The organism is Bradyrhizobium sp. USDA 4541, from assembly GCF_024171085.1.
Taxonomy (GTDB): domain Bacteria; phylum Pseudomonadota; class Alphaproteobacteria; order Rhizobiales; family Xanthobacteraceae; genus Bradyrhizobium; species Bradyrhizobium australafricanum.
In genome coordinates this window covers 125,019-150,293 of record NZ_JALJZF010000001.1, presented here as the reverse complement: position 1 = coordinate 150,293, position 25,275 = coordinate 125,019, and the positions used below count along the sequence as shown (strand labels likewise).

The window sequence follows — 25,275 nt, the reverse complement described above, 5'->3', positions numbered from 1 at the left end:
TCGTCTCGCCAACGACAGATGGGGCCTGCCATGAAGATCGAGGACGTCCGGCGCACCGCCTATTCGATGCCGCTCACCAACCCGTCGTTTCCGCCGGGGCCCTACCGGTTCTTCGACCGCGAATATTTCATCATCACCTACAAGACCGACCCGGAAGCGCTCGCCGCCGTGGTGCCGGAGCCGCTCGAGGTCGCCGAGCCGGTGGTGAAGTACGAGTTCATCCGCATGCCGGACTCGACCGGTTTCGGCGACTACACCGAGACCGGGCAGGTGATCCCGGTTCGCTTCAGGGGCGAGGAGGGCGCCTACACCCACGCGATGTATCTCGACGATGAAGGCCCGATCGCCGGCGGCCGCGAGCTGTGGGGATTTCCGAAGAAGCTGGCAAAGCCCAGGATCGAGGTCGAGAGCGACGTGCTGGTCGGCTCGCTGCATTACGGCTCGGTGCTCTGCGCCTCCGCCACCATGGGCTACAAGCATCGCAAGGTCGACCACGACACCGTCTTGAAGTCGATGACGGCGCCGAACTTCATTCTGAAGATCATCCCGCATGTCGACGGCAGCCCGCGGATCTGCGAGCTGGTGCGGTTTCATCTGGAAGACATCACGCTGAAGGAGGCCTGGACCGGCCCCGCCGCGCTCGGCCTGTTTCCGCACGCGCTATGCGATGTCGCCCGCCTGCCGGTGCGCGAGGTGGTCTCGGCGCTGCATTTCAAGGCAGACCTGACCCTCGGCCTTGGCTCGGTCGCGTTCGACTACATGGCGAGATGACGAAGTCATTCCGGGGCATCGCGTCGGCGATGGACCATGGTGCGCACTCGCGCACCTGCGAATCTCGCGCCACGATTTCGAGATCCCGGGTCTGCGCGCCTAAGCGCGCATCCCGGGATGACCCTGTCAGCGCACCAGAATATTCTTGAACTGCCAGGGATCGCTGGTGTCGATATCTTCCGGAAACAGTCCCGGACGATCCGTCAGCGGGGTCCAGTCGGTGTAGAAACCCTTCACGGGGCCGAGATAGGGTAGCTGGATTTCCAGCAGACGATCGAAGTCCATCTCGTCGGCCTCGACGATGCCTTCGTTCGGGTTTTCCAGCGCCCACACCATGCCGCCGAGCACGGCGGAGGTCACTTGCAGGCCGGTGGCGTTCTGATAGGGCGCGAGCTTGCGGGTCTCCTCGATGGAGAGCTGCGAGCCGTACCAGTAGGCATTGTTGTCATGGCCGAACAGCAGCACGCCGAGCTCGTCGATGCCGTCGACGATCTCGTTCTCGTCGAGGATGTGATGCTTTTCCTGCATCTTCGCTGCGCGGCCGAACATTTCATGCAGCGACAGCACGGCGTCGTCGGCCGGGTGATAGGCATAGTGGCAGGTCGGCCGATAGATCGCCGTGCCCGATGCGTCACGCACCGTGAAGTAATCGGCGATCGAGATCGACTCGTTGTGGGTGACGAGGAAGCCATACTGCGCGCCGCGGGTCGGGCACCAGGTGCGTACGCGCGTGTTGGCGCCGGGCTGCATCAGATAGATGGCGGCGCCGCAGCCGGCTTCGTGGGTATGCGCATTCTCGGGCATCCATTTCTCATGGGTGCCCCAGCCGAGTTCGGACGGCTGCACGCCTTCCGACAGGAAACCTTCCACCGACCAGGTGTTGACGAAGACGTCAGGCTCTTTCGGCGACTTGGAGCGCTGGGTGTCGCGTTCGGCGATGTGGATGCCCTTCACGCCGGCCTGCCGCATCAAGTCCGCCCATTCGGCCTTGGTCTTCGGCTTCGGGGCATTGAGCTTCAGATCGGCGGCGACGTTGAGCAGCGCCTGCTTGACGAAGAACGAGACCATGCCGGGATTGGCGCCACAGCAGGAGACGGCCGTCGTCGAGCCCGCGGGGCGCGCCTTCTTGGCGGCCAGCGTCACTTCGCGAAGGGCGTAGTTGGAGCGCGCTTCCGGGCCCTTCGAGGAATCGAAATAGAAGCCGAGCCAGGGCTCGTTGACGGTGTCGATGTAGAGAGCGCCGAGTTCGTTGCACAGCTCCATGATGTCGGTCGAGCCGGTATCGACCGACAGATTGACGCAAAAGCCCTGGCCGCCGCCTTCAGTGAGCAGCGGGCTCAGCAGGTCGCGATAATTGTCCTTGGTCACGGCCTTCTGGATGAATTTGACGTTGTGCTTCTCGCAATGCGCCTTGCGGCCCTCGTCCTTGGGGTCGATCACGGTGACGCGCGACTTGTCGTAATCGAGATGCCGCTCGATCAAAGGCAGCGTGCCTTTGCCGATCGAGCCGAAGCCGATCATAACAATGGGACCTGTGATCTTCGCGTAGATCTGCGAGGCGGGGCTCATCATTTTCTCCAGGAGAGTGCCTAGCGGCGGATAGGGTGGATCAGGGGTTGCGACGCTTCGCGGTGACTTCGATCTCGACCTTCATCTCGGGCTTGTAGAGCCCCGCGACGATCAGCATCGTTGCGGCCGGGCGGATGTCGCCGAGGACCTCGCCGCAGACCGCGAAATGGGCATCCACGTCACGGGCGTCGGTGAGGTAGTAGGTCGCGCGGACGATGTCGGCCATCGCAAAGCCTCCCTCTTTGAGGGCGGCCTCGATGGTCTTGAAGCAGTTCCGTGACTGGCTCGTGACATCTGCCGGCATGGTCATCGTGGCGTAGTCATAGCCGGTGGTTCCTGCGACGAAGGCGAAGTCGCCATCGATCACGGCACGGCTGTAGCCGGCGGTCTTCTCAAAGGGCGAGCCGGTAGAAATCAGGCGGCGGGACATGTTGGACCTCGACTGAAAATGGCTTTGGCGGGGTTTACGGACATTTTTGGCGCCCGCGCAACCCCTTGGTTCAGGCCTGGTGCGGCCGGCACTAGTGGGACTGCAGCGTGCTGTCCGGCGGCGATGGCGGCGTGCCGGTCCAGCGCCGGCCCAGGATATCCCTGACGATCATCACCGAGATCAGAATCAGCATGACCGTGGTGACGAGGCCGCGCCAACGCGGGCGCGCGCCATCGGTGATGGGAAGGTGCTCCGACATGGCGGCCCGCCTTACGCCGCGTGCGGCACGGCGAGCGGTGCCTTCCGGGTCCGGGATCGCGTCCGCGGTGCCTTGGCCTCGGGCAGCGGCGCGCCGGTCGGCGTGATCATGCCCCAGGCGCCATCCAACGCGCCTGCGACAAGCTCGACGCCGAGCAGCCGCTCGCGCTCGAACGTGCCCGGCAGCGACAGCTCGCCGGTCTTGGCCACCGTGAAGCCGAAGCGGGCGTAGTAGGGCGCATCGCCAAGCAGGATCACGGCGCCGTGGCCGCGCGCCTTGGCCACCGCCAGCGCACGCCGCATCAGCGCGGCGCCGACGCCGAGGCCGCGGCAGTCGTCATCGACTGCCAGCGGCCCCAGCATCAGCGCGCTGCGGCCCCCCGCGCTGACGTGCCACAACCGCACGGTTCCAACCAGCCGGCCGTCCTGGCGCACGGCCGCAAGGCTCAGGCCTTCGGCGGGCGCGCGTCCGTCGCGCAGGCGCTGGCAGGTGCGCGTATGGCGATTACAGCCAAAGCAGGCATCCAGCAGCGCTTCGCGTGCGACGACGTCCGAGCCACGCTCCGCACGGATCGCGAACGGGGCGGCATCTCGGATGAGGGCAACGGGGGTGTTCCGTTTTGCAGTCATGGCACGTCAGTCCCCGCTTGCAACGGCATGTCGTACGCCGCGGCAAGCGTCGTTCAGGAAAATCAAAAATGATCGGGGAGGAGCCGGCGGGGCCGGCTCCCGGTTTATCGGGCCTCGAAAACGAGGCGGGTCAGATGTGGTAGGTCTTCAGCGGCGGAATGCCGTTGAACGCCACCGACGAGTAGGTCGACGTATAGGCGCCGGTGCCTTCGATCAGCAGCTTGTCGCCGATCTCGAGCGTCACCGGGAGCGGATACGGCAGCTTCTCGTACAGCACGTCGGCGCTGTCGCAGGTCGGGCCCGCGAGCACGCACGGCGTCATGTCCGCCCCGTCATGCGGGGTGCGGATGGCGTAGCGGATCGACTCGTCCATCGTCTCGGCGAGACCGCCGAACTTGCCGATGTCGAGATAGACCCAGCGCACCTCGTCCTCGTCGCTCTTCTTCGAGATCAGAACGACTTCGGTCTCGATGATTCCAGCATTGCCGACCATGCCGCGGCCCGGCTCGATGATCGTCTCCGGAATCTGGTTGCCGAAATGCTTGCGCAGCGCGCGGAAGATCGACCGGCCATATTGCAGGACCGGAGGAACGTCCTTGAGGTACTTGGTCGGAAAGCCGCCGCCCATGTTGACCATGGTGAGGTTGATCCCGCGCTCGGCGCAGTCACGGAACACGGTCGACGCCATCGCGAGCGCGCGGTCCCACGCCTTCACCTTGCGCTGCTGCGAGCCGACATGGAACGAGATGCCGCACGGCTCCAGGCCCAGGCGCTTGGCGAGGTCGAGCACGTCGACCGCCATCTCCGGGTCGCAGCCGAACTTGCGCGACAGCGGCCACTCGGCGCCGGCGCAGTCATAGAGGATGCGGCAGAACACCTTGGCGCCGGGGGCGGCGCGGGCGATCTTCTCGACCTCGGCGGCGCAATCGACCGCGAACAGGCGAATGCCGAGCGCGAAGGCACGCGCGATGTCGCGCTCCTTCTTGATCGTGTTGCCATAGGAGATGCGGTCCGGCGTCGCACCGGCGGCCAGCGCCATCTCGATTTCCGCAACCGTCGCGGTGTCGAAGCAGGAGCCGAGCGAGGCCAGCAGCGACAGCACTTCGGGCGCCGGGTTGGCTTTCACCGCGTAGAACACGCGGCTGTCCGGCAGCACCTTCGCGAAGGTCTGGTAGTTGTCGCGCACGACTTCGAGGTCGACGACGAGGCACGGCTCGGTGTCGAGACCATCCTGGCGGCGGTGGCGCAGGAATTCCTGGATACGTTCAGTCATGGCACTCTCCAACGGCCCCAGCGACGGGATCCGCATCAACGTGACGTCGGGTAAGAGCGCTTCGGCCACATCGCGCGATGGAGGCGCGTTGAGGCCAAGAGACTCAAACCAGACTGTGCTGCCGTGGATTGGTTGGGAGAGTTTCCCGCCCGATCACCTGGCAATGAAGGACAAGCCTTTTCAGTAGCCCGGGCCGGCGTTGGACCGCCGGTAGAGACCAAAAAAGCCCGATCCGTCGTTGCTTTAAGTCGCGTCCCCCGTTGAGAGCGGGGTGCGCCGGTTCGCCTCCGGCTGCCAGTCACGGTTGCAAAGAGTGGTGAGACCTTCAACGGCATCCCTGGAGAGAGATGCTGGCCGCCTCGTGTCCTGATGGACGTAAGCGACCCTCGGTTCTTCCACCCCTTGGCGGCTGTCCGGCCTCTTGTCCGGATACCTACCGACTGACACACGACCACAGGCACGTGCGAAATTGGGCAAGGCAGGAAATAAGTCTTTTGACTTCGTGGCGCAAGATTTTTTTTGCGATAGCGGCAAATTTCCCTAACGCGTGCTTGCGATGTCGCGCGCAGCACGCGTCGGACGCGCTGAAGATGAACGGCTGTTAAGAATGACTAACGAAGCGTGTGTGCGTTTTAGCCTTGTGCCGCAGTGCTTTCTTGAATCGCTCAAACTCACGCGCGACGCGTGAACGGCTCGACGCGCTGAGCTGCGCGGATGAAGGCGATCATGATCAGCACGCCGATGCCGAACAGCACCGCCTGCAGGATGTGTGCGGCGACGTCGTCGAGCCCGAGCAGAATCGCGAGCGCCCAGCCGCCGGCGAACGCCGCGCCGAACACTTCCGCGCCGATCAGGATCGCCGCCGAGATCACGGTGATGACGCTTGGCCAGGCGATGGTGCGGTTGCCTGAGGTGGAGGGCTGCATGGTCATGAAATAGGTCCTGTTCAGGGGGCGCAATCTCTCCGAAAAGTGCCCATCTATCAAGCGCAAAAGGCCCAAAAATGCCGTATCGCGTGATATAGATTGGGCAGCATTTTCAAGGCGAAAACGGGACATTCGATGTCAGAAACCAGCGCAGACGCCAAGGCTCAGGCTCTTGCCAACCCCCTCCTGAAGGCATGGCGGACGCCGCTCGAGACGCCGCCGTTCGCCGAGATCAAGCCGGAGCATTTCCTGCCCGCCTTCGAGCAGGCCTTCGCCGATCATTCCGCGGAAGTGACTGCGATCACCCACGATCCGGCGCTGCCCGACTTCGACAACACCATCACCGCGCTGGAGCGCTCCGGCAAACTGCTGTCGAAGGTCTCGGCGGTGTTCTACGACCTGGTCTCGGCGCATTCGAGCCCGGCGATCCTGGAGATCGACAAGGAGGTGTCGCCCCGGATGGCGCGGCACTGGAATCCGATCATGATGAACGCTGTGCTGTTTGGCCGCATCGCCATGCTGCACGAGAAGCGCGCCTCCCTCGGCCTGACTGGCGAGCAGATGCGGCTGCTGGAACGCACCTACACCCGCTTCCGCCGCTCCGGCGCCGGCCTCGACGATGCGGCAAAGGCCCGCATGGCCGAGATTAACGAGCGCCTCGCCCATCTCGGCACCTCGTTCAGCCACCATCTGCTCGGCGACGAGCAGGAGTGGTTCATGGAGCTCGGCGAGGACGACCGCGCCGGCCTCTCCGACACATTTGTGGCGGCCGCCACGGCTGCGGCGGAAGAGCGCGGCATGCCGGGCAAGGCGATCGTGACGCTGTCGCGCTCCTCGGTCGAGCCGTTCCTGCAAAGCTCGTCGCGGCGCGACCTGCGCGAGAAGGTCTACAAGGCCTTCACGGCGCGCGGCGACAATGGCAACGCCAACGACAACAACGCCACCATCGTGGAGATCCTCAGGCTCCGCGAGGAGACCGCCAAGATCCTGGGCTTCCCGACCTACGCCGCCTACCGCCTCGAGGATTCCATGGCCAAGACGCCGGAGGCCGTACGCGGCCTCCTAGAGCGGGTCTGGAAGCCGGCGCGAGCGCGGGCGCTCGCCGACCGCGACGCGCTGCAGGCGCTGATCGCGGAGGAGGGCGGCAATTTCACCCTCGCGTCCTGGGACTGGCGCTACTACGCCGAGAAGCTGCGCCAGCGCCGCGCCAATTTCGACGATTCCGCGATCAAGCCCTATCTGGTGCTCGACCACATGATCGAGGCCGCGTTCGACTGCGCCACCCGCCTGTTCGGCGTCACCTTCGAGGAGCGCAAGGATATCCCGGTGTGGCATCCGGACGTCCGGGTCTGGGAGGTCAAGGGCCGCGATGGCCAGCACAAGGCGCTGTTCTACGGCGACTACTTCGCGCGACCCTCGAAGCGCTCCGGCGCCTGGATGACCTCGCTGCGCGACCAGCAGAAGCTCGACGGTGCCGTCGCGCCGCTGGTCATCAATGTCTGCAACTTCGCCAAGGGCGCCGATGGCGCGCCGTCGCTGCTGTCGCCCGACGACGCGCGGACCCTGTTCCACGAGTTTGGCCATGGCCTGCACGGCATGCTGTCCAACGTGACCTATCCGTCACTGTCCGGAACCAGCGTGTTCACCGACTTCGTCGAGCTGCCCTCGCAGCTCTATGAGCACTGGCAGGAGCGGCCCGAGGTGCTGCAGCGCTTCGCCCGCCACTACCAGACCGGGGAGGCACTGCCGGACGACCTGCTCAAGCGCTTCCTCGCCGCGCGCAAGTTCAACCAGGGCTTTGCCACCGTGGAGTTCGTCTCCTCGGCGCTGGTCGACCTCGAATTCCACACCCAGCCGGCAGCGGCGAGCTGGGATGTCCGCGCCTTCGAACAGAAGGAGCTGGAGAAGATCGGCATGCCCGCCGAGATATCGCTGCGGCACCGGCCGACCCAGTTCGGCCACATCTTCTCCGGCGACCACTATGCCTCCGGCTACTACAGCTACATGTGGTCGGAGGTGATGGATGCTGACGCCTTCGGCGCCTTCGAGGAGGCCGGCGACATCTTCGATCCCGCGACCGCCAAGCGGCTGCATGACGACATCTATTCGTCGGGCGGCTCGCGCGATCCGGAGGAGGCCTATGTCGCCTTCCGCGGCCGCGAGCCCGAGCCGGACGCGCTGCTGCGCCGTCGCGGCCTGCTCGAAACGCCCGAGGCGGCCTGAGGTGCGGCCGTCGTTGAACCGGCTGATCGGCTGGCTCGTGCTTGCGGCGTCCGTCGTGCTCGGCACGGCGGCCGCCGAGGCTCATCCGCATGTCTGGATCGTCGCCAGGAGCGAGCTGATCTACGCGCCCGACGGCACCATCACCGGAGTCCGCCACGCCTGGACGTTTGACGACATGTTCTCGACCTACGCGCTGCAGGGCATCGAGACCAAGGTGAAGGGCGCCTACAGCCGCGAGGAGCTGGCGCCGCTGGCGCAGACCAATGTCGAGTCGCTGAAGGAATACGCCTACTTCACCTTCGCCAAGGGCGACGGCAAGAAGCAGAAGTTCACCGAACCGGTCGACTACTTCCTCGAATACAAGGATTCGGCGCTGACGCTGCACTTCACCTTGCCGGTGAAGACGCCGTTCAAGGCCCGGCAGCTCGCGCTCGAAGTGTTCGACCCGACCTATTTCATCGACTTTCAGTATGCCGAGAAGGAGCCGGTCAAGCTGGTCGGCGCCGCGGCGGGCTGCAAGATGCAGTTCGAGCGGCCGAATAGCGACGGCACCGCCGCCGCGCAGAAGCTCGGCGAGCAGACCTTTCTCGACGGCGGCAACGGCAATTTCGGCATGATGTTCGCCAACAAGGTCTCGGTGGAGTGCCCATGACGCCAATCGTCTCGCGCGTGACGCGCGGCCTCGCCGTGGCCGCGGCCGTGCTGGCGGCGTTTGCGCTGCTCGATGGCGCCGTTCATGCGCTGCTGGCGCAAAATCCGTTCGGTGCGCCGCGCGCGGCGGAGTCGCAGGGCGGGCTGGTCGGCTGGCTGTTGGCGAAACAGTCGGAGTTCTATCGCGAGATTTCGCAGGCGATCCGCGCCGCGAAATCCGACGGTTCGGCGGTCTGGACCCTGCTTGCGATCTCCTTTGCCTACGGAATCTTCCATGCCGCCGGCCCCGGCCACGGCAAGGCGGTGATCTCGTCCTACATGGTCGCCAATCGCGAGACCGCGCGGCGCGGCATCGTGCTGTCGTTCGCCTCGGCGCTGATGCAGTCGGTGGTCGCCGTTCTCATCGTGGGCATCTGTGCCTGGCTGCTCAACGCGACCGCGAAGACGATGTGCGGGGCGGAGAAGGCGATCGAGATCGCAAGCTACGCGCTGATCGCGGCGTTTGGCGCCCGGCTGGTCTGGGTCAAGGGCGGCAGCTTCTTCCGCGCCCTGCAGGCGCCGCGGCCGGCGCTGGCGATGGCCGGCGCGCATCATCACGACCACCATGATCACGATCACCACGACCACCGCCATGATCACCATCACCGTCACGCGCATGACGATCACGGGCATCATCATGATCACGGTCACGATCACGGGCATGACGCGCAGCACGTCCATGACGAGCATTGCGGCCATTCGCACGGGCCGACGCCGGCCGAGCTCGCCGGTCCTGGCGGCTGGCGGCGGGGGCTCGGCGCGATCCTCACGGTCGGGATCCGGCCCTGCTCGGGCGCGATCCTGGTGCTGGTGTTCGCGCTGGCGCAGGGCCTGTTCTGGGCCGGCATTGCCGCGACCTTCGTGATGGGGCTCGGCACCGCCATCACGGTGGCGGCGATCGCGCTGGTCGCGGTGTCGGCGCGCGGCGTGGCGGAGCGGCTGAGCGCGGCGCGCGACGGCGGCGGCATGGTCATCATGCGCGGCCTGGAGTTCGCCGCCGCGGGCCTTGTGCTGCTGTTCGGGCTCGGGCTGCTGTTCGGCTACATCGCGGCCGAGCGCGCGACGTGCCTTTGAAGTCACCTCGCCCCGCTTGCGGGGAGAGGTCGAAATTCGCGTGCGCGAATTTCGGGTGAGGGGGAGTCTCCGCACGCTCGCTTCCATCGAATTTGCGGAGACGGTCCCTCACCCCAGCCCTCTCCCCGTAAGAACGGGGAGAGGGAGAAGAAACAGGCTCAACTCGTCAGATAGCCCCTGATCGCCGGCAGCAGGAAGATCGCGATGTTGATCGCGAAACCGATGCTCCAGAGGATCGAGCGCAGCGTCGGGCGATTGCCGATATAGGTGAAGACGTAGGCGATCCGCACGATCAGGAACAGCACGGCGAGCTCGTCGATCAGCCGCAGCGGGCCGACGCGGAATTCGGCGAGCAGCACGGCGAAGGCGAAGAACGGGAAGGCCTCGATGCCGTTCTGGTGCGCGCCGAGCGCCCGCGAGCGGATCGGGTCGTCGTAGAAGTCGGGATCGCGCGGCCTGGCATTGTCGAAGCTGCGGAAGCCGGTCCACTTCACCGACACGATCGTCAGCAGCGAGAGCATCAGCGTCCCGAAGACGCACCATTCGGCGATCGTCATGGTTCCCCCTTATTCCGCAGGGGAACGTAGCCAACCCGCACTCGGCTTGACAAGGTTGGAGCAACGCGCGAAGCCCAAAGCTCCCAGGCGAAGGATATCAAGCGCAAGGCCATCATGAGCACGGTGATCCCCTTCGAGAGCGCGAAGTCTGCCGCGGCGCCGAAGCCGGAACGCGTCGGCGTGCTGCTGGTCAATCTCGGCACGCCCGATACGGCGGATGCCGCCGGCGTGCGGGTCTATCTCAAGGAATTTCTGTCCGATCCGCGGGTGATCGAGGATCAGGGCCTGCTCTGGAAGCTGATCCTCAACGGCATCATCCTGCGGGTCCGTCCGGCCCGCAAGGCGCGCGACTATCTGAAGATCTGGAACACCGAGAAGAACGAGTCGCCGCTGAAGACCATCACGCGCTCGCAGGCCGACAAGCTGGCGGAGGCGATCGCCGATCACGACCACGTCGTGGTCGACTGGGCGATGCGCTACGGCAACCCCTCGATCAAGCAGCGCATCGAGGCGCTGGCGGCGCAGGGCTGCGGCCGGCTGCTGGTGGTGCCGCTCTATCCGCAATATTCCGCCGCGACGTCGGCGACGGTCTGCGATGAGGCGTTTCGCGTGCTGGCCGGCATGCGCGCGCAGCCGATCCTGCGGGTGACGCCGCCTTACTACGACGATCCCGACTACATCGAGGCGCTTGCGGTCTCGATCAATGCGCACCTCGCGACATTGCCGTTCCACCCCGAGATCATCGTCGCGTCGTTCCACGGCATGCCGAAGGAGTATGTCGACAAGGGCGATCCGTATCAGGCGCAATGCATCGCCACGACCAATGCGCTGCGCAAGCGGCTCGGGCTCGATGCCAACCGGCTGATCCTCACCTTCCAGTCGCGCTTCGGCAAGGCCGAGTGGCTGCAGCCCTATACCGACAAGACGGTCGAGAAACTCGCCAAGGACGGCGTGCGGCGCATTGCCGTGGTCACGCCCGGCTTCTCCGCCGATTGCCTGGAGACGCTGGAGGAGATCGCGCAGGAGAATGCCGAGATCTTCCGGCACAATGGCGGCGAGCAATTCGCGGCGATCCCCTGCCTCAACGACAGCGACGGCGGCATGGACGTGATCCGCCAGCTCGTGCTGCGCGAGCTGCAAGGCTGGATCTAACAAGGCTGGATTTAACAAGGCTGGATTTGATTGTTAACGATCCGTGACACCGGGCACGGGCATTCGTTGGCATCTGGTCATCCGACAGCAGCTTCCTATGTGCTAGGGAGAACAACAGCCGGCTGAACCGGCGGAGCGGTCCTGCCGACCAATGCACGACCGTGACTGGCGACGGTCTCGCCGGCCCTGGAGGACTTTATGACTGGCTTCGACGTTTTCGCGATCGCGTTTGTTCTTCTCGTCATCGTTACGCTGTTCGCCGGGATCAAGACCGTTCCGCAGGGTTTTGACTGGACCATCGAGCGGTTCGGCAAATACACCCGCACGCTGTCGCCCGGCCTCAATTTGATCGTGCCCTATTTCGATCGCATCGGGCGCAAGATCAACATGATGGAGCAGGTGATCGACATCCCCGAGCAGGAGGTGATCACCAAGGACAACGCCACCGTGACCGTGGACGGCGTCGCGTTCTACCAGGTGTTCGATGCCGCCAAGGCGAGCTACGAGGTCGCCAATCTCAACCAGGCGATCACCGTCCTGACGATGACCAATATCCGCTCGGTGATGGGCTCGATGGATCTCGATCAGGTGCTGTCGCATCGCGACGAGATCAACGAGCGGCTGCTGCGCGTGGTCGACGCCGCGGTGTCGCCCTGGGGCGTCAAGGTCAACCGCATCGAGATCAAGGACATCGTGCCGCCGGCCGACCTCGTCGAGGCGATGGGCCGGCAGATGAAGGCCGAGCGCGTCAAGCGCGCCGACATTTTGCAGGCCGAGGGCCAGCGGCAATCCGAAATCCTGCGCGCCGAGGGCGCCAAGCAGGGTCAGATCCTGCAGGCCGAGGGCCGCCGCGAGGCCGCCTTCCGCGACGCCGAGGCGCGCGAACGGCTTGCCGAGGCCGAGGCCAAGGCTACCCAGATGGTGTCGGAATCGATCGCCAAGGGCGACGTCGCCGCGCTGAACTATTTCATCGCCGACAAGTATATCAAGGCGTTCGGCCAACTCGCGGAATCGCCGAACCAGAAGGTCTTGATGCTGCCGATCGAGACCTCGAGTGTGCTGGGCTCGCTGGCCGGCATCGGCGAGATCGCCCGCGCTACCTTCGGCGAGAGTGCGGCGTCCGCTACGGCCGCAGCACGGCGCGGCGGCTCAGTGCCGCCGGCCGGCCCGACGGCGCCGCCTCCGGTGCCGCCGCAGCGGTAAGGGCGTGACGGCGTCGCGCCCGCAATGGTAGAGGTCACGTCATGGCCGAGATGTTTTCGACATTGGGTACCTGGAACTGGCTGATCTTCGGCTTCATCCTGATGGCGCTGGAGCTTGTGGCGCCCGGGGTGTTCCTGTTCTGGCTCGGGCTCGCGGCACTGCTGGTCGGCCTGCTGTCGTTCGCCTTCACGCCGTCCTGGCAGATACAGCTCTTGATGTTCGCAGTGTTCGCCGCCCTGGCGGTGCCGGCGTGGCGGCATTTCGCGAAGGGCGCGACGGCGGCAAGCAAGACCAATCCCTTCCTCAACCGCCGCAACGAAGCCCTGGTCGGCCGCGAATTCACGCTGGAGAAGCCGATCGTTGACGGATCAGGCACGGTGCGGATCGACGATACGGTGTGGCGCGTCGCCGGCCCCGATGCGCCGGCCGGCAGCCGGGTGAAGGTCGTCCGCGCCGACGGCGCCAGCCTGACGGTGGCGATCGCTTAGTCTGGCCTGAGCCATCGACGACGACTCGGCCCCGAGCGTCGGATGCTGCTTCGGGCGAGTAATCCGTAGCCCGGGTGAGCCAACGGGTCGCGCGTATGCGCGCCCGATGACAGGCTCCGCGATACCCGGGGAAACCGATCCCGCATGTCGCTCCGCTCATGCGGGCTACACACTGACGGCCGCCGAGGTCTAGCTGCCGCCCTGCTTGCTCCAGCGCTCGGCGAAGCGGTTGAGCGGCGTGAATGTCGCAAATAGCTCGCGGCCGAGCGCGGTGAGGCCGTAACCATCCTCCGTCAGCTCGACGAAGCCGGCCTCGCGCAGCTCCGTCAATCGCGTCTGCAGGATCGTCGGCGAGGCCTCGTCGCAGGCCGTGCGCAGCGCGCGCGAGGTCAGCGCGCCCTCGCGCAGCTCCCAGATGATGCGCAAGGTCCAGCGCCGTCCCAAGAGATCGAGCAGCGCCATGATGGGGCGGCCGGACCGCGAGCCGCGGACGCCGGGTCTTGTGACTGGGCCCTGCTTCGGCATGCCGCGAAATCCTTTCGAATCCCTCTTGCGAGTCGCTACAGATATTGTAGCGTATCGCTACATTAAATGTAGCAACGGGATCAGGCCATGTCACGCCTCGCGCCGCTCGATCCGCCCTATCCGGCGGACGTTCAACAGCATTTCGACCGCATCATGCGCGGCAAGCCGCCGCTGATGCTGTTCCGCGTGATGGCGGGCCATCCGCGCGCCTGGGAGAAGTTTCGCGGCGGCAGCCTGTTGGACCGCGGGCCGTTGTCGCTCAGGGAGCGGGAGATCGTGATCGACCGCACCTGCGCACTCAATGCCTGCGAATACGAATGGGGCGTCCACGTCACAGCGTTCGGCGCAGCCGCCGAACTGACGGAGCAGCAGGTCCACGCCACCGTGCGCGGTGCGGCCGATGCCGGCTGCTGGTCGCAGGCCGAACAAGCAATGATCGCGGCAGTCGACGCGCTGCATGTCCGCGCGACGCTGGATGACGCGGAATTCGCGGCGCTGTTGGCGCATTACGATGAGGACCAGATCCTGGAGATCATCCTCTTGTGCGGCTTCTACCGCACGGTCTCCTACCTCGCCAACGCGCTGGCCCTGCCGCTGGAAGAAACCGCGGCAAGATTTCCAGCATAGTTGTCATTGCGAGGAGCAAAGCGACGAAGCAATCCACGTCTCCGCGCGGGGAGAGATGGATTGCTTCGCTTCGCTCGCAATGACGGAAGAAAGCGCGGCTCTACGCCACGCCCGCCCGCAGCAGATCGTGCAGATGGATGATGCCGACCGGCTTCTTGGCGTCGGTCACGATCAGCGTCGTGATCTTCGAGGCGTTGAGCAGCTCCAGCACTTCGCCGGCCAGCGTGTCGCGGCTGATCGTCTTCGGCGTCCTGGTCATGACCTCGTCGACCGACAGCGTCAAAAGGTCGGGACGCATCTGCCGGCGCAGATCGCCGTCGGTGACGATGCCGACGAGATGGCCGTGGCGGTCGACGATGCCGACGCAGCCAAAACCCTTTGAGGTCATCTCGACCAGCGCATCCGACATCTTGGTGCCGAGCGGCTTCAGCGGCAGCGCGTCGCCGCCATGCATCAGGTCGCGGGCATATTTCAGGAGCGCGCCGAGCTTGCCGCCCGGATGCAGCACGCTGAAATCGGTCGAGGTGAAGCCGCGGCCCTCGAGCAGCGCGATCGCCAGCGCATCGCCGAGCGCCAGCATCATCAGCGAGGACGTGGTCGGCGCCAGATTGTGCGGGCAGGCCTCCCGGGCCTTCGGCAGTGTCAGCTGCACGTCGGCGGCCTTGCTCAGCGTCGAGTCCTTGTCGGCCGTCATCGCGATCAGCGGAATGCCGAAGCGGGCGGCATAGGCGATCAGGTTGCGCATCTCCGGCTGCTCGCCGGACCATGACAGCGCCAGGATCACGTCATCGATCGTGATCATGCCGAGGTCGCCATGGCTCGCTTCCGCTGCGTGCACGAAGAACGCCGGCGTGCCGGTCGAGGCAAAGGTCGCCGCGATCTTGCGCCCGATATGGCCGGACTTGCCGAGCCCGGTGACGATCAGCCGTCCCTTGGCATTGCCGATCAACTCGGACGCGGCGGCGAACGGCGCGCCGAGGTCGGACTTCAGTGCCGCGGAGAGGGCTGCGACGCCGCTTGCTTCGGCATCGAGGGTGCGGAGCGCCGATTGAACGGCGCCGTCATCGGGGCCGGATGATTTGGTCATCAGCGGTTTCGGTTTGGCCATTTAGGATTCCAAGGGAGGGTTTTGCACCCGGGCGTCTCCCTTAGCACGTTCGATTCCGCGATGCGACGCGCGGCGGCCGATCCTCAACGGCTCATTAACCATAATTGTTTTAACTCCATTAACGACGTTTTCCGCCGCCCGGTGGAGTTCGTCCGACAAGTATGTGAATTCGTTGGAGTTTTTCCATCGTGTTGCGGCGGCCAGCAAGCGGCCAAGACCGGCGTGGACGCCTCGTCCGCGCGGTTTTGCCATGCCCTGCCGTGACCGTCCTGGCGCTGACCGTGACCACCGGGTTCGCCGCGGCCCAGACCGTGACGCCCGATCTGTTCAGCCCCAATCGCCAGAGCCAGGTGATCACGCAGGATTCGCCGCTGCGCCGGACCACGGCCGACGCCATGGATCCGCTCAACGGCCTGAGGCTGCCCGACGCCGATCGCGAACGCCGTTCCTCCCCGTCTTCATCGACATCAACATCGACGACGCGGATCGGGCAGGTCCCGACCTACGGGCTCCCCGCGGCGAACGGCGCCTCGACGTCGGGCTATGACTCGCTCAACCGCAAGCGCCAGAAGCCGAAATACTATCCGGGTCAGGCCAAACCGAAGCCGCCGGCGGGACCCGGCTCGCCGCCGCCGACGTCGGCGCCATTGAACGCCACGGGGCAGCTGCGGCTGTCGATCCCGCCCTCGGAGACCGCCAACAAGACGCCGCTGCCGCCGGCGATGGCCGGCACCATCGTCGGCCAGCCGCCGCGCAAGCGGCTCAAGATCGACGACGATCCGTTCGGCGCGGTCGGCGATTATGCCGGCTCGTTCATGGTCAAGACCGCGGTCGAGGTGATGGCCGGCTACGACACCAACCCCGGTCGGCTCTACTCGCCGCAGGGCAGGGCGTTCTACATGGTCGCGCCGGAATTCCTCGCGGTCTCCGACTGGGAGCGTCACGCCGTCGTCGCCGATTTGCGCGGCTCCTTCAACGGCTATGGCTCCGGGCTGACGCCGAACGCCGACGGCACGCCGCTGTCGGCGCCGCTCGACATCGACCGTCCGAATTTCACCGGCCATATCGACGGCCGTGTCGACGTCACCAAGGACACGCATCTGCTGGGGCAGGCCCGCCTGCTGGTCTCGACCGACAATCCCGGCAGCCCGAACGTGCAGGCCGGCCTCGCCAGATATCCGATCTACACCACGGTCGGCGGCACCTTCGGCATCGACCAGCATTTCAACCGCATGCAGGTTTCGCTCGGCGGCACCATCGACCGCACCGACTACCAATGGTCGAAGCTCACCGACGGCACCTCTTCGTCGAACGACGACCGCAACTTCACCCAATACGGTGGCGTCGGCCGTGTCAGCTATGAGCTCAATCCAGCCGTGAAGCCCTTTGTCGAAGTCGAGGGCGACAGTCGCTTCCACGATCTCTATCTCGACCGCAACGGTTACGCGCGCAATTCGTCGGGCGGTTATGCCAAGGTCGGTACGTCGTTCGAGTTCACCCGGCTGTTGTTCGGTGAGATCTCGATCGGCTATGCGATGCGCGACTATGTCGACCCGCGGCTTAGCCGACTCGAAGGCCTGCTCACCACGGCCTCGCTGACCTGGACCGCGACGCCGCTGACCACCGCAAAGTTCTATTCCGACACCCAGATCGGCGAGACCACGCTGCCCGGCACCTCGGGCATGCTGTCACGCACCTACACCGTCGAGGTCGATCACGACTTCCGTCGCTGGCTGACCGGCATCGGCAAGTTCACCTACGGCACGCTCGATTACCAGGGCGATAACCGCACCGACACGGTCTACTCGGTGTCAGGCGACCTGATCTACAAGATGACCCGCAGCCTCTGGATCAAGGGCACGCTGCGCCGCGACTGGCTGGATTCCAACCAGCCGGGACAGAGCTCGGCGTCGACGGTGGTGATGCTCGGCGTGCGGGTGCAGAATTAGCGGTGAGGATGCGCGAGTCGCATCTCAAATGAGGTGTCGTGCTCCGCGAAGGCGGGGCACCCAGTACGCCGCGGCCTGTCCGTTCAAGCCTTGACGTCTCTGGAATACTGGATCGCCCGCTTTCGCGGGCGATGACAGTTCAGTGTGTGGGTGCAGTGGCGTGGCGGCTGACGCGCTTACCCCGGCAGATCGGTCTTCCCCATCAGGAAGGTGTCGATCGAGCGCGCGCACAGGCGGCCTTCTCGGATCGCCCAGACCACGAGCGACTGGCCGCGGCGCATGTCGCCGGCGGAGAAGATCTTCGCGCGCGAGGTCTGGTAGTCCTGCAGGGAGGCGCGGACGTTGCCGCGCTGGTCGAGCTCGACGCCCAGCGTCTTGAGCAGGCCCTCGTGAACCGGATGGACGAAGCCCATCGCCAGCAGCACGAGCTCGGCGTCGAGCGTGAACTCGGTGCCGGGCAGCGGCTTGAACTTATCGTCGACCTTGACGCAATGCAGCTTCGTCACCTTGCCGTCGACGCCTTCGAACTTGGTCGTCAGCACGGCGAATTCGCGCACCGCGCCTTCGGCCTGGCTCGACGACGTGCGCATCTTCAGCGGCCAGTTCGGCCAGGTCACGCCCTTGTTCTCGTGCTCGGGCGGCGCCGGCATGATCTCGAGCTGGGTCACCGACTTTGCGCCTTGCCGGAAGGAGGTGCCGATGCAGTCCGAGCCGGTATCGCCGCCGCCGATCACGACGACATGCTTGCCGCCGGCGAGGATGTCGGCGGCACCGTTCAGCGGCTCGCCGGAGACGCGGCGGTTCTGCTGCGGCAGGAAGTCCATCGCGAAGTGGATGCCGGAAAGCTCGCGGCCGGGAATCGGCAGGTCGCGCGGGGCTTCCGCGCCGCCGGTCAGCGCCACGGCGTCATACTGCTTGGCGAGCTCTTGCGGATCGATCGCACCGGGCGTCGAGCCGCCCACGGCCTTGCCGTAGTGGAAGGTGACGCCCTCGGCTTCCATCTGCGCCACGCGGCGATCGATGATGCCCTTCTCCATCTTGAAGTCGGGAATGCCGTAGCGCAGCAGGCCGCCGGCCTTGGCGAACTTCTCGTAGACGTGCACCTCGTGGCCGGCGCGCGCGAGCTGCTGCGCGGCGGCCATGCCGGCGGGACCCGAGCCGATCACGGCGACCTTCTTGCCAGTCTTAACGGCAGCGATCTCCGGCTTCAGCCAGCCATTGTCCCACGCGCGGTCGACGATCGCGCATTCGATGGTCTTGATGGTGACCGGGTTGTCGTCGATGTTGAGCGTGCAGGACGCCTCGCACGGCGCCGGGCAGATGCGGCCGGTGAATTCGGGGAAATTGTTGGTCGAGTGCAAATTGCGCGAGGCTTCTTCCCAGTTGCCCTGATAGACGAGATCGTTGAAATCGGGAATCTGGTTGTTGACCGGGCAGCCCGGCGTGCCCGGCGCGGTCGAGCCGGTGCCGTGGCAATAGGGGATGCCGCAATTCATGCAGCGCGCAGCCTGGTCGCGCGTGTCCTTCTCGCTCAGCGGAATGACGAATTCCCTGAAGTTCTTGAGTCGATCGGCGACCGGCTCGTACTTGCGGTCATGCCGCTCGATCTCGAGAAAACCTGTGATCTTACCCATTGAAACCCGATGCCCCTGCATCTCAGTTGTTCCGTCATTCCGGGCTGCGCCGAAGGCGCGGACCCGGAATCTTGAAGTTGCCTTGCGAGATTCCGGGTTCGCGCCTTGCGCGCCCCGGAATGACGCGTGATGAACCCTACGCGCCGATCGCGATCTTCGGCTCGGCGTCGGCGTTGGCCTTCATTTCCTTCAGCGCGCGGCGGTACTCCACCGGCATCACCTTGCGGAATTTCGGCAGCCAGCTCTTCCAGTCGGCGAGGATCTCCGCCGCCTTCTTCGAGCCGGTCAGCTTGGCGTGACGCGTGATCAGGACGTGCAGCCGCTCCACATCGGAGTCGAGCAGGTTCTGGAACACGTCGACCCGGCCATGCGCCTCGAGATCGCCGGAGTGGTGGTAGGTGTCGGCGTTGATCATCTCCTCCGACAGCACCGGCTCGAGCTCGACCATCGAAAGATTGCAGAGCTTGTCGAAGTCGCCGGCCTCGTCCAGCACATAGGCGATGCCGCCGGACATGCCGGCCGCGAAGTTGCGTCCGGTCTTGCCGAGCACCACGACGATGCCGCCGGTCATGTACTCGCAGCAATGATCGCCGGCGCCCTCGACGACGGCGACCGCGCCGGAGTTGCGCACCGCGAAGCGCTCGCCGGCGATGCCGCGGAAGTAGCACTCACCCGCGATCGCGCCGTACATCACGGTGTTGCCGACGATGATCGACTCTTCCGGCACAATGCCGGAGATCTTCGGCGGCTTGACGATGATGCAGCCGCCCGAGAGGCCCTTGCCGACATAGTCGTTGCCTTCACCCTCGAGCTCGAAGGTGACGCCCTTGGCGAGCCAGGCGCCGAACGCCTGTCCCGCCGTGCCCTTCAGGCCGACATGGATGGTGTCGAGCGGCAGGCCGGCATGGCCGTAGATCTTGGCCACCGCGCCCGACAGCATCGCGCCGGCGGAGCGGTCGGTGTTGTTGATCTCTTCCTCGATCTTGACCGGGGCGCCGCGATCGAGCGCGGCCTGCGCCTTCTCGATCAGCCGGCGGTCGAGCACGGCTTCCAGATGGTGGTTCTGGCTCTCCGAGTGATAGATCGTCTGGCCCTTCTCCTCCTTCTGCCGCACGAACAGCTTGGAGAAATCGAGGCCCTTGGCCTTCCAATGCGAGACCAGCGCGGTCTGGTCCAGCATCTGGACCTGGCCGACCATCTCGTCGAACGTCTTGTAGCCGAGCTGCGCCATGATCTCGCGGACTTCCTCGGCGACGAAGAAGAAGTAGTTGATGACGTGCTCGGGCTGGCCGGTGAAGCGCTTGCGCAGCACCGGATCCTGGGTCGCGACGCCGACCGGGCAGGTGTTGAGGTGGCACTTGCGCATCATGATGCAGCCCGCCGCGATCAGGGGGGCGGTGGCGAAGCCGAACTCGTCGGCCCCGAGCAGCGCGCCGATCACGACGTCACGGCCGGTGCGGAAGCCGCCGTCGACCTGAACCGCGATGCGGCTGCGCAGCTGCTGGCGCACCAGCGTCTGATGGGTCTCGGCAAGACCGATCTCCCACGGCGAGCCGGCATGCTTGATCGAGGTCAGCGGCGAGGCACCGGTGCCGCCCTCGAAGCCCGCGATCGTGACATGGTCGGCGCGCGCCTTGGCGACGCCTGCGGCAACCGTGCCGACGCCGACTTCCGACACCAGCTTGACCGAGACCTGGCCGTCCGGATTGACGTTCTTGAGGTCGTAGATCAGCTGGGCGAGGTCTTCGATCGAGTAGATGTCGTGATGCGGCGGCGGCGAGATCAGGCCGACGCCCGGCGTCGAATGCCGGACGCGGGCGATCGTGGCATCGACCTTGTGGCCGGGCAGCTGGCCGCCTTCGCCGGGCTTGGCGCCCTGCGCCATCTTGATCTGCATCATGTCGGAGTTGACGAGGTATTCCGTCGTCACGCCGAACCGGCCCGAGGCGACCTGCTTGATCGCCGAGCGCATGCTGTCGCCGTTGGGCATCGGCTTGAAGCGGTCGGACTCCTCGCCGCCTTCGCCGGTGTTCGACTTGCCGCCGATCCGGTTCATCGCGATCGCGAGCGTGGTGTGCGCCTCGCGCGAGATCGAGCCGAACGACATCGCGCCGGTCGAGAACCGCTTGACGATGTCCTTGGCCGGCTCGACGTCCTCGAGCTTGACCGGCTTGCGCTTGTCGTCCTCGGCGCTCTTGATCCGGAACAGGCCGCGCAGCGTCAAGAGACGCTCGGACTGCTCGTTGAGGATCTTGGCGAACGCCCGGTAGCGCTCCTGCGAATTGCCACGCACGGCATGCTGCAGCGTCGAGACCGATTCCGCGGTCCAGGCATGGTCCTCGCCGCGAGTGCGGTAGGCATATTCGCCGCCGACATCGAGCGCGCTCTTGTAGATCTGGCCGTCGCCGAACGCGTCGGTATGACGCCGCACGGTCTCCTCGGCGATTTCGCCGAGGCCGACGCCCTCGATTCGGGTGTGGGTGCCGGCGAAATACTTGGCGACGAAGTCGGCCTTCAGGCCGACCGCGTCGAAGATCTGCGCGCCGCAATAGGACTGGTAGGTCGAGATGCCCATCTTGGACATCACCTTGAGCAGGCCCTTGCCGATCGACTTGATGTAGCGCTTGACGATCTCGTAGTCGTCGAGCGCGCCGGGCAGCCGGTCCTTCATCGCGAGGATGGTTTCGAACGCGAGATAGGGATTGATCGCTTCGGCGCCGTAGCCGGCGAGGCAGGCGAAGTGATGCACCTCGCGCGGCTCACCGGATTCCACGACGAGGCCGACCGAGGTGCGCAGGCCGGTGCGGATCAGGTGATGATGCACGGCGGCGCAGGCCAGCAGCGACGGGATCGGAATCCGGTCGGTGCCGGTCATGCGGTCCGACAGGATGATGATGTTGATGCCCTCGCGCACCGCGCCCTCGGCGCGTGCGCAGAGCTCGTCGAGCACCTGCTCCATGCCCGCCGCGCCGAACCCGGCGTGGAAGGTGGTGTCGAGCGTGCGCGACTTGAAATGGGTCTCGGCGACGTCGGAGATCGAACGGATCTTTTCCAGATCGGCGTCGGTCAGGATCGGCTGCCGCACCTCGAGGCGCTTTGTCGAGGCGACGCCCTGCAGGTCGAACAGGTTCGGCCGCGGCCCGATGATCGAGACGAGGCTCATGACGATTTCCTCGCGGATCGGGTCGATCGGCGGGTTCGTCACCTGCGCGAAGTTCTGCTTGAAGTAGGTGAACAGCTGCTTCGGTTTGTCCGACAGCGCCGAGATCGGCGTGTCGTTGCCCATCGAGCCCGCGGCTTCCTCGCCGGTGGCCGCCATCGGCGTCATCAGGATCGCGATGTCTTCCTGGCTGTAGCCGAACGCCTGCTGCCGATCGAGCAGCGGCAGGTTGGAGCGCACGCCCTTGGCCGGCGCATCCGGCAGCTCCTCGAGCTGGATCTGGGTGCGATGCAGCCAGTCGCTGTAGGGATGGCTCTTGGCGAGGTCGGCCTTGATCTCGTCGTCGGGAATCAGGCGGCCCTGCTCGAGGTCGACGAGCAGCATCTTGCCGGGTTGCAGCCGCCACTTGGTGACGATCTGGTCCTCCGGAATCTTCAGCACGCCCATTTCGGACGCCATCACGATGCGGTCGTCCTTGGTGACGAGATAGCGCGCCGGGCGCAGGCCGTTGCGATCGAGCGTCGCGCCGATCTTGCGGCCGTCGGTGAAGGCGATCGCGGCCGGGCCGTCCCACGGCTCCATCAGCGCGGCATGATATTCGTAGAACGCGCGGCGCTGCTCATCCATCAGGGGATTGCCGGCCCACGCTTCCGGAATCATCATCATCACGGCGTGCGGCAGCGAGTAGCCGCCCTGCACTAGGAATTCGAGCGCGTTGTCGAAGCAGGCGGTGTCGCTCTGGCCCTCATAGGAGATCGGCCACAGGCGGCTGATGTCCTTGCCGTAGAGCTCCGAATGCACGGAAGCCTGTCGCGCCGCCATCCAGTTGACGTTGCCGCGCAGCGTGTTGATCTCGCCGTTATGGGCGATCATCCGGTAGGGATGCGCCAGCGACCAGGTCGGGAAGGTGTTGGTCGAGAAGCGTTGATGCACCAGCGCCAGCGCGCTGTCGAAGTCGGCCTCATGCAGGTCGGGATAGTACTTGCCGAGCTGGTCGGCGAGGAACATGCCCTTGTAGATCACGGTGCGGCACGACAGCGAGCACGGATAGTAGCCCGCCATGCCGCGGTCGCGGCGCTGATAGATCGCCTGCGAGATCGACTTGCGCAGGATGTAGAGGTGGCGCTCGAAATCGTCCTCGGTCTTGGCCGCACCATTGCGGCCGATGAAGACCTGCATGTGGTAGGGCTCGGTCGGCTTCACGGTGACGCCGAGCGATGAATTGTCGCTGGGCACGTCGCGCCAGCCGAGCAGCTTGAAGCCCTCGTTCTTGATCTCGTCGGCGATGATGCTCTTGATCACGTTCCGCCACGCGGCATCGCGCGGCATGAACAGCGCGCCGATGGCGTATTCGCCGGGCTGCGGCAGCTTGAAGCCGAGCTCCGCGGTCTTGCGCGCGAAGAAGGCGTGCGGGATCTGCACCAGGATGCCGGCGCCGTCACCGGCGCGCGGGTCGGCGCCGACGGCGCCGCGATGCTCGAGGTTGCACAGGATGTTTAGCGCGTCGGAGACGATCTGGTGCGACTTCTGGCCCTTGATGTTGGCGATGAAGCCGACGCCGCAGGAGTCCTTTTCCAGGCTGGGATCGTACAGGCCCTCGGCTTCGGGGCGCCAAGTATGCAACTCACGCGCGGGCTCGGCGGCTTTCGAGTCCGCGGTCGCCGACAGCGTTCCTGCCACGATGTTTTCGCGCTCGAATTCCGACCCGCTCATGTGTCCTCTCCCTTTCGTAAGGGCCCCACCGTATTTGGCGCACCTTGGACGTTGCGGCACCCACCGGGCCACCGCTCGTCCGCCGCGAGCCGCATTTTCCTAAATTCAGACGACGGGCGTTTCAACGTCCCCTGAGGGACGGCCCTGCCTGCAGCATTCTCGGAGCTCGGGGCGCCGAGGTCTCGTTGCAATCCCTATGCCGGGATGGCCTCGAAATTGAGACAGCTTTACTGTCCTAACTTAGACCTTGCCAAATTTTTGTCTATCACACAAGCGCGAGGAAGTCCTCGCCCGCATGCTCGGATCGAACGGCTCGGCGGGCATGAGGCGCCCCCGATTCGAAGCAAACACGCCGTGATCTGGCCCAAGGAGGGACCAAGGACCGCCGAATTTGAAACTGAAGTTTTGCCCCGGGCAAGCCGGCAAGAGAGCGGAAACGCTCCAAGGCGGGGCAGACAGGAGTTACGGCGATGAAGTTGTTCACAGGTTCGGTTGCTGCCGCCGCCCTCGCGCTCAGCGCAGCCTCGGCCGAGGCCCAGCTGGCGACGTCCGCCCGGATCGGCAGCCCGCTTCTGGTCAGGGTATCCGACATGGACGGGCCCTATGCCGCCATGCCCGAGGTTCCGCCGCCGCCGCGCTTTGGCCGGGTCCCGAGCCTGTTGCCGCCGGTCGAGGTCTATACCGTGCTCCGCGAGAACGGCTATCTGCCACTTGGCGCGCCCCGGCAGCGCGGGTTCGTCTACACGATCTCGGTGATCGACCAGGGCGGCGACGACGGCCGGCTGGTGATCGATGCCCGTGACGGCCACATCATCCGCTTCACGCCGGCCTCCCGGCTCGGCGACAATTACGAAGAGGAAATGAGCGCGACCGATGGTCCCGTCGGGCCGATGCCGCGGCCGATCCAGGCCCGGGTGCCGCGCCCGCCACTCCCGATCCCGCATGTCGCCAGCCGCGTGCCGGTGCCGAAGCGGAACCCGCTGGGGGCCAAAGCCCAGGTTCCGGCGGCTCAGGTTCCGGCGACCCAGGCTCCGGCGGCAGCCCAAGCGCCGGCGGCAGCCCAGGCTCCCGCCCCGGCGGCCCAGGCCGCCGTCCCGCAGGCGGCCACGCCGCAGCCTGCCCAGGCAGCTGCACCCGCGACGGCCGAGCAGGCCGCAGCCCCGAAGCCGGCCGAGGCCCAGGCTGCGCAGCAAGCCGTCCAGCAAGCCGAGGCTCCGACCATCGGTCAGGGTGCGCCGCCGCCGGCGCCCGCTCCCGCGATCCTGCCGACCCAGGCAATGCCCAAGGTGCAGGGATTGGAGTAGCGGTTACCGGC

At 65.7% G+C, this 25,275-nt stretch carries 21 protein-coding genes; 10 read left to right on the top strand and 11 right to left on the bottom strand.

The window, feature by feature from the left end; translation table 11 throughout:
- Positions 1-30: 30 nt before the first annotated feature.
- A complete protein-coding gene (locus tag J2R80_RS00685) occupies positions 31-771 on the top strand; it encodes an acetoacetate decarboxylase (protein WP_076827705.1) in 741 nt (246 codons plus the stop codon).
- Positions 772-897: 126 nt separating this feature from the next.
- Here the strand turns inward: J2R80_RS00685 and J2R80_RS00680 are convergent, their stop codons facing one another.
- The 6 genes from J2R80_RS00680 to J2R80_RS00655 all read right to left on the bottom strand — a co-directional run bounded on the left by J2R80_RS00680 (position 898) and on the right by J2R80_RS00655 (position 5,863).
- A complete protein-coding gene (locus J2R80_RS00680; RefSeq protein WP_028341360.1) occupies positions 898-2,340 on the bottom strand; it encodes a homospermidine synthase in 1,443 nt (480 codons plus the stop codon).
- A gap of 40 nt (positions 2,341-2,380) precedes the next feature.
- Positions 2,381-2,770, bottom strand: coding sequence for a RidA family protein (locus J2R80_RS00675; RefSeq protein ID WP_076827703.1), 390 nt, complete (start codon positions 2,768-2,770; stop codon positions 2,381-2,383).
- A gap of 91 nt (positions 2,771-2,861) precedes the next feature.
- Entirely contained in the window at positions 2,862-3,029 is a 168-nt protein-coding gene (locus J2R80_RS00670; protein WP_194295351.1) for a hypothetical protein, read from the bottom strand.
- A gap of 11 nt (positions 3,030-3,040) precedes the next feature.
- Positions 3,041-3,658, bottom strand: a complete 618-nt coding sequence (locus J2R80_RS00665) for a GNAT family N-acetyltransferase (protein ID WP_076827701.1) — start codon at positions 3,656-3,658, stop codon at positions 3,041-3,043.
- 130 nt (positions 3,659-3,788) lie between these two features.
- Entirely contained in the window at positions 3,789-4,931 is a 1,143-nt protein-coding gene (locus J2R80_RS00660) for a type III PLP-dependent enzyme (protein WP_057016239.1), read from the bottom strand.
- Between the two features lie 671 nt (positions 4,932-5,602).
- Positions 5,603-5,863 carry a hypothetical protein gene (locus J2R80_RS00655; RefSeq protein WP_028332864.1) on the bottom strand — a complete coding sequence of 87 codons (261 nt, stop codon included), beginning with the start codon at positions 5,861-5,863 and terminating at the stop codon, positions 5,603-5,605.
- Between the two features lie 129 nt (positions 5,864-5,992).
- On the opposite strand from J2R80_RS00655, the gene J2R80_RS00650 reads away from it, so the two are divergent.
- Genes J2R80_RS00650 through J2R80_RS00640 form a run of 3 tightly spaced genes read left to right on the top strand, consistent with a single transcriptional unit; the run spans position 5,993 to position 9,844 of the window.
- Entirely contained in the window at positions 5,993-8,080 is a 2,088-nt protein-coding gene (locus tag J2R80_RS00650; protein ID WP_076827699.1) for a M3 family metallopeptidase, read from the top strand.
- Positions 8,081-8,093: 13 nt separating this feature from the next.
- Positions 8,094-8,732 (top strand): DUF1007 family protein, encoded by a 639-nt coding sequence (locus J2R80_RS00645; protein WP_076827781.1) that lies wholly within the window; start codon positions 8,094-8,096, stop codon positions 8,730-8,732.
- The gene (locus J2R80_RS00640) at positions 8,729-9,844 is read left to right on the top strand and encodes a nickel/cobalt transporter (protein WP_194295350.1); all 1,116 of its coding nucleotides are present in this window, start codon (positions 8,729-8,731) and stop codon (positions 9,842-9,844) included. Before J2R80_RS00645 ends, J2R80_RS00640 begins: the two co-directional genes overlap by 4 nt.
- A gap of 158 nt (positions 9,845-10,002) precedes the next feature.
- Here the strand turns inward: J2R80_RS00640 and J2R80_RS00635 are convergent, their stop codons facing one another.
- A complete protein-coding gene (locus J2R80_RS00635) occupies positions 10,003-10,401 on the bottom strand; it encodes an MAPEG family protein (RefSeq protein ID WP_016842609.1) in 399 nt (132 codons plus the stop codon).
- A 114-nt stretch (positions 10,402-10,515) separates the two neighbouring features.
- On the opposite strand from J2R80_RS00635, the gene hemH reads away from it, so the two are divergent.
- The 3 genes from hemH to J2R80_RS00620 all read left to right on the top strand — a co-directional run bounded on the left by hemH (position 10,516) and on the right by J2R80_RS00620 (position 13,244).
- Complete coding sequence (gene hemH, locus J2R80_RS00630) at positions 10,516-11,553, top strand: ferrochelatase (RefSeq protein ID WP_057016241.1); 1,038 nt, start codon at positions 10,516-10,518, stop codon at positions 11,551-11,553.
- 198 nt (positions 11,554-11,751) lie between these two features.
- Positions 11,752-12,756, top strand: coding sequence for an SPFH domain-containing protein (locus tag J2R80_RS00625; RefSeq protein ID WP_076827695.1), 1,005 nt, complete (start codon positions 11,752-11,754; stop codon positions 12,754-12,756).
- A gap of 41 nt (positions 12,757-12,797) precedes the next feature.
- Entirely contained in the window at positions 12,798-13,244 is a 447-nt protein-coding gene (locus tag J2R80_RS00620; protein ID WP_057016243.1) for an NfeD family protein, read from the top strand.
- A gap of 189 nt (positions 13,245-13,433) precedes the next feature.
- On the opposite strand, the gene J2R80_RS00615 is transcribed toward J2R80_RS00620, so the two are convergent.
- Positions 13,434-13,769 (bottom strand): helix-turn-helix domain-containing protein, encoded by a 336-nt coding sequence (locus tag J2R80_RS00615; protein ID WP_076827694.1) that lies wholly within the window; start codon positions 13,767-13,769, stop codon positions 13,434-13,436.
- Positions 13,770-13,856: 87 nt separating this feature from the next.
- Between J2R80_RS00615 and J2R80_RS00610 the strand changes: the two genes are divergently transcribed.
- Positions 13,857-14,396, top strand: a complete 540-nt coding sequence (locus tag J2R80_RS00610) for a carboxymuconolactone decarboxylase family protein (protein WP_076827692.1) — start codon at positions 13,857-13,859, stop codon at positions 14,394-14,396.
- Positions 14,397-14,496: 100 nt separating this feature from the next.
- On the opposite strand, the gene J2R80_RS00605 is transcribed toward J2R80_RS00610, so the two are convergent.
- The gene (locus J2R80_RS00605) at positions 14,497-15,504 is read right to left on the bottom strand and encodes an SIS domain-containing protein (RefSeq protein WP_057016246.1); all 1,008 of its coding nucleotides are present in this window, start codon (positions 15,502-15,504) and stop codon (positions 14,497-14,499) included.
- A gap of 260 nt (positions 15,505-15,764) precedes the next feature.
- On the opposite strand from J2R80_RS00605, the gene J2R80_RS00600 reads away from it, so the two are divergent.
- Positions 15,765-17,453, top strand: a complete 1,689-nt coding sequence (locus tag J2R80_RS00600; protein ID WP_253588152.1) for an outer membrane beta-barrel protein — start codon at positions 15,765-15,767, stop codon at positions 17,451-17,453.
- A gap of 176 nt (positions 17,454-17,629) precedes the next feature.
- Here the strand turns inward: J2R80_RS00600 and J2R80_RS00595 are convergent, their stop codons facing one another.
- Complete coding sequence (locus tag J2R80_RS00595) at positions 17,630-19,087, bottom strand: glutamate synthase subunit beta (RefSeq protein ID WP_076827688.1); 1,458 nt, start codon at positions 19,085-19,087, stop codon at positions 17,630-17,632.
- Between the two features lie 136 nt (positions 19,088-19,223).
- On the bottom strand, positions 19,224-23,960 hold the full coding sequence (gltB, locus tag J2R80_RS00590) for a glutamate synthase large subunit (RefSeq protein WP_076827686.1): 4,737 nt from the start codon (positions 23,958-23,960) through the stop codon (positions 19,224-19,226).
- A gap of 470 nt (positions 23,961-24,430) precedes the next feature.
- Between gltB and J2R80_RS00585 the strand changes: the two genes are divergently transcribed.
- Entirely contained in the window at positions 24,431-25,264 is an 834-nt protein-coding gene (locus J2R80_RS00585; RefSeq protein ID WP_076827684.1) for a hypothetical protein, read from the top strand.
- Positions 25,265-25,275 lie beyond the last annotated feature (11 nt).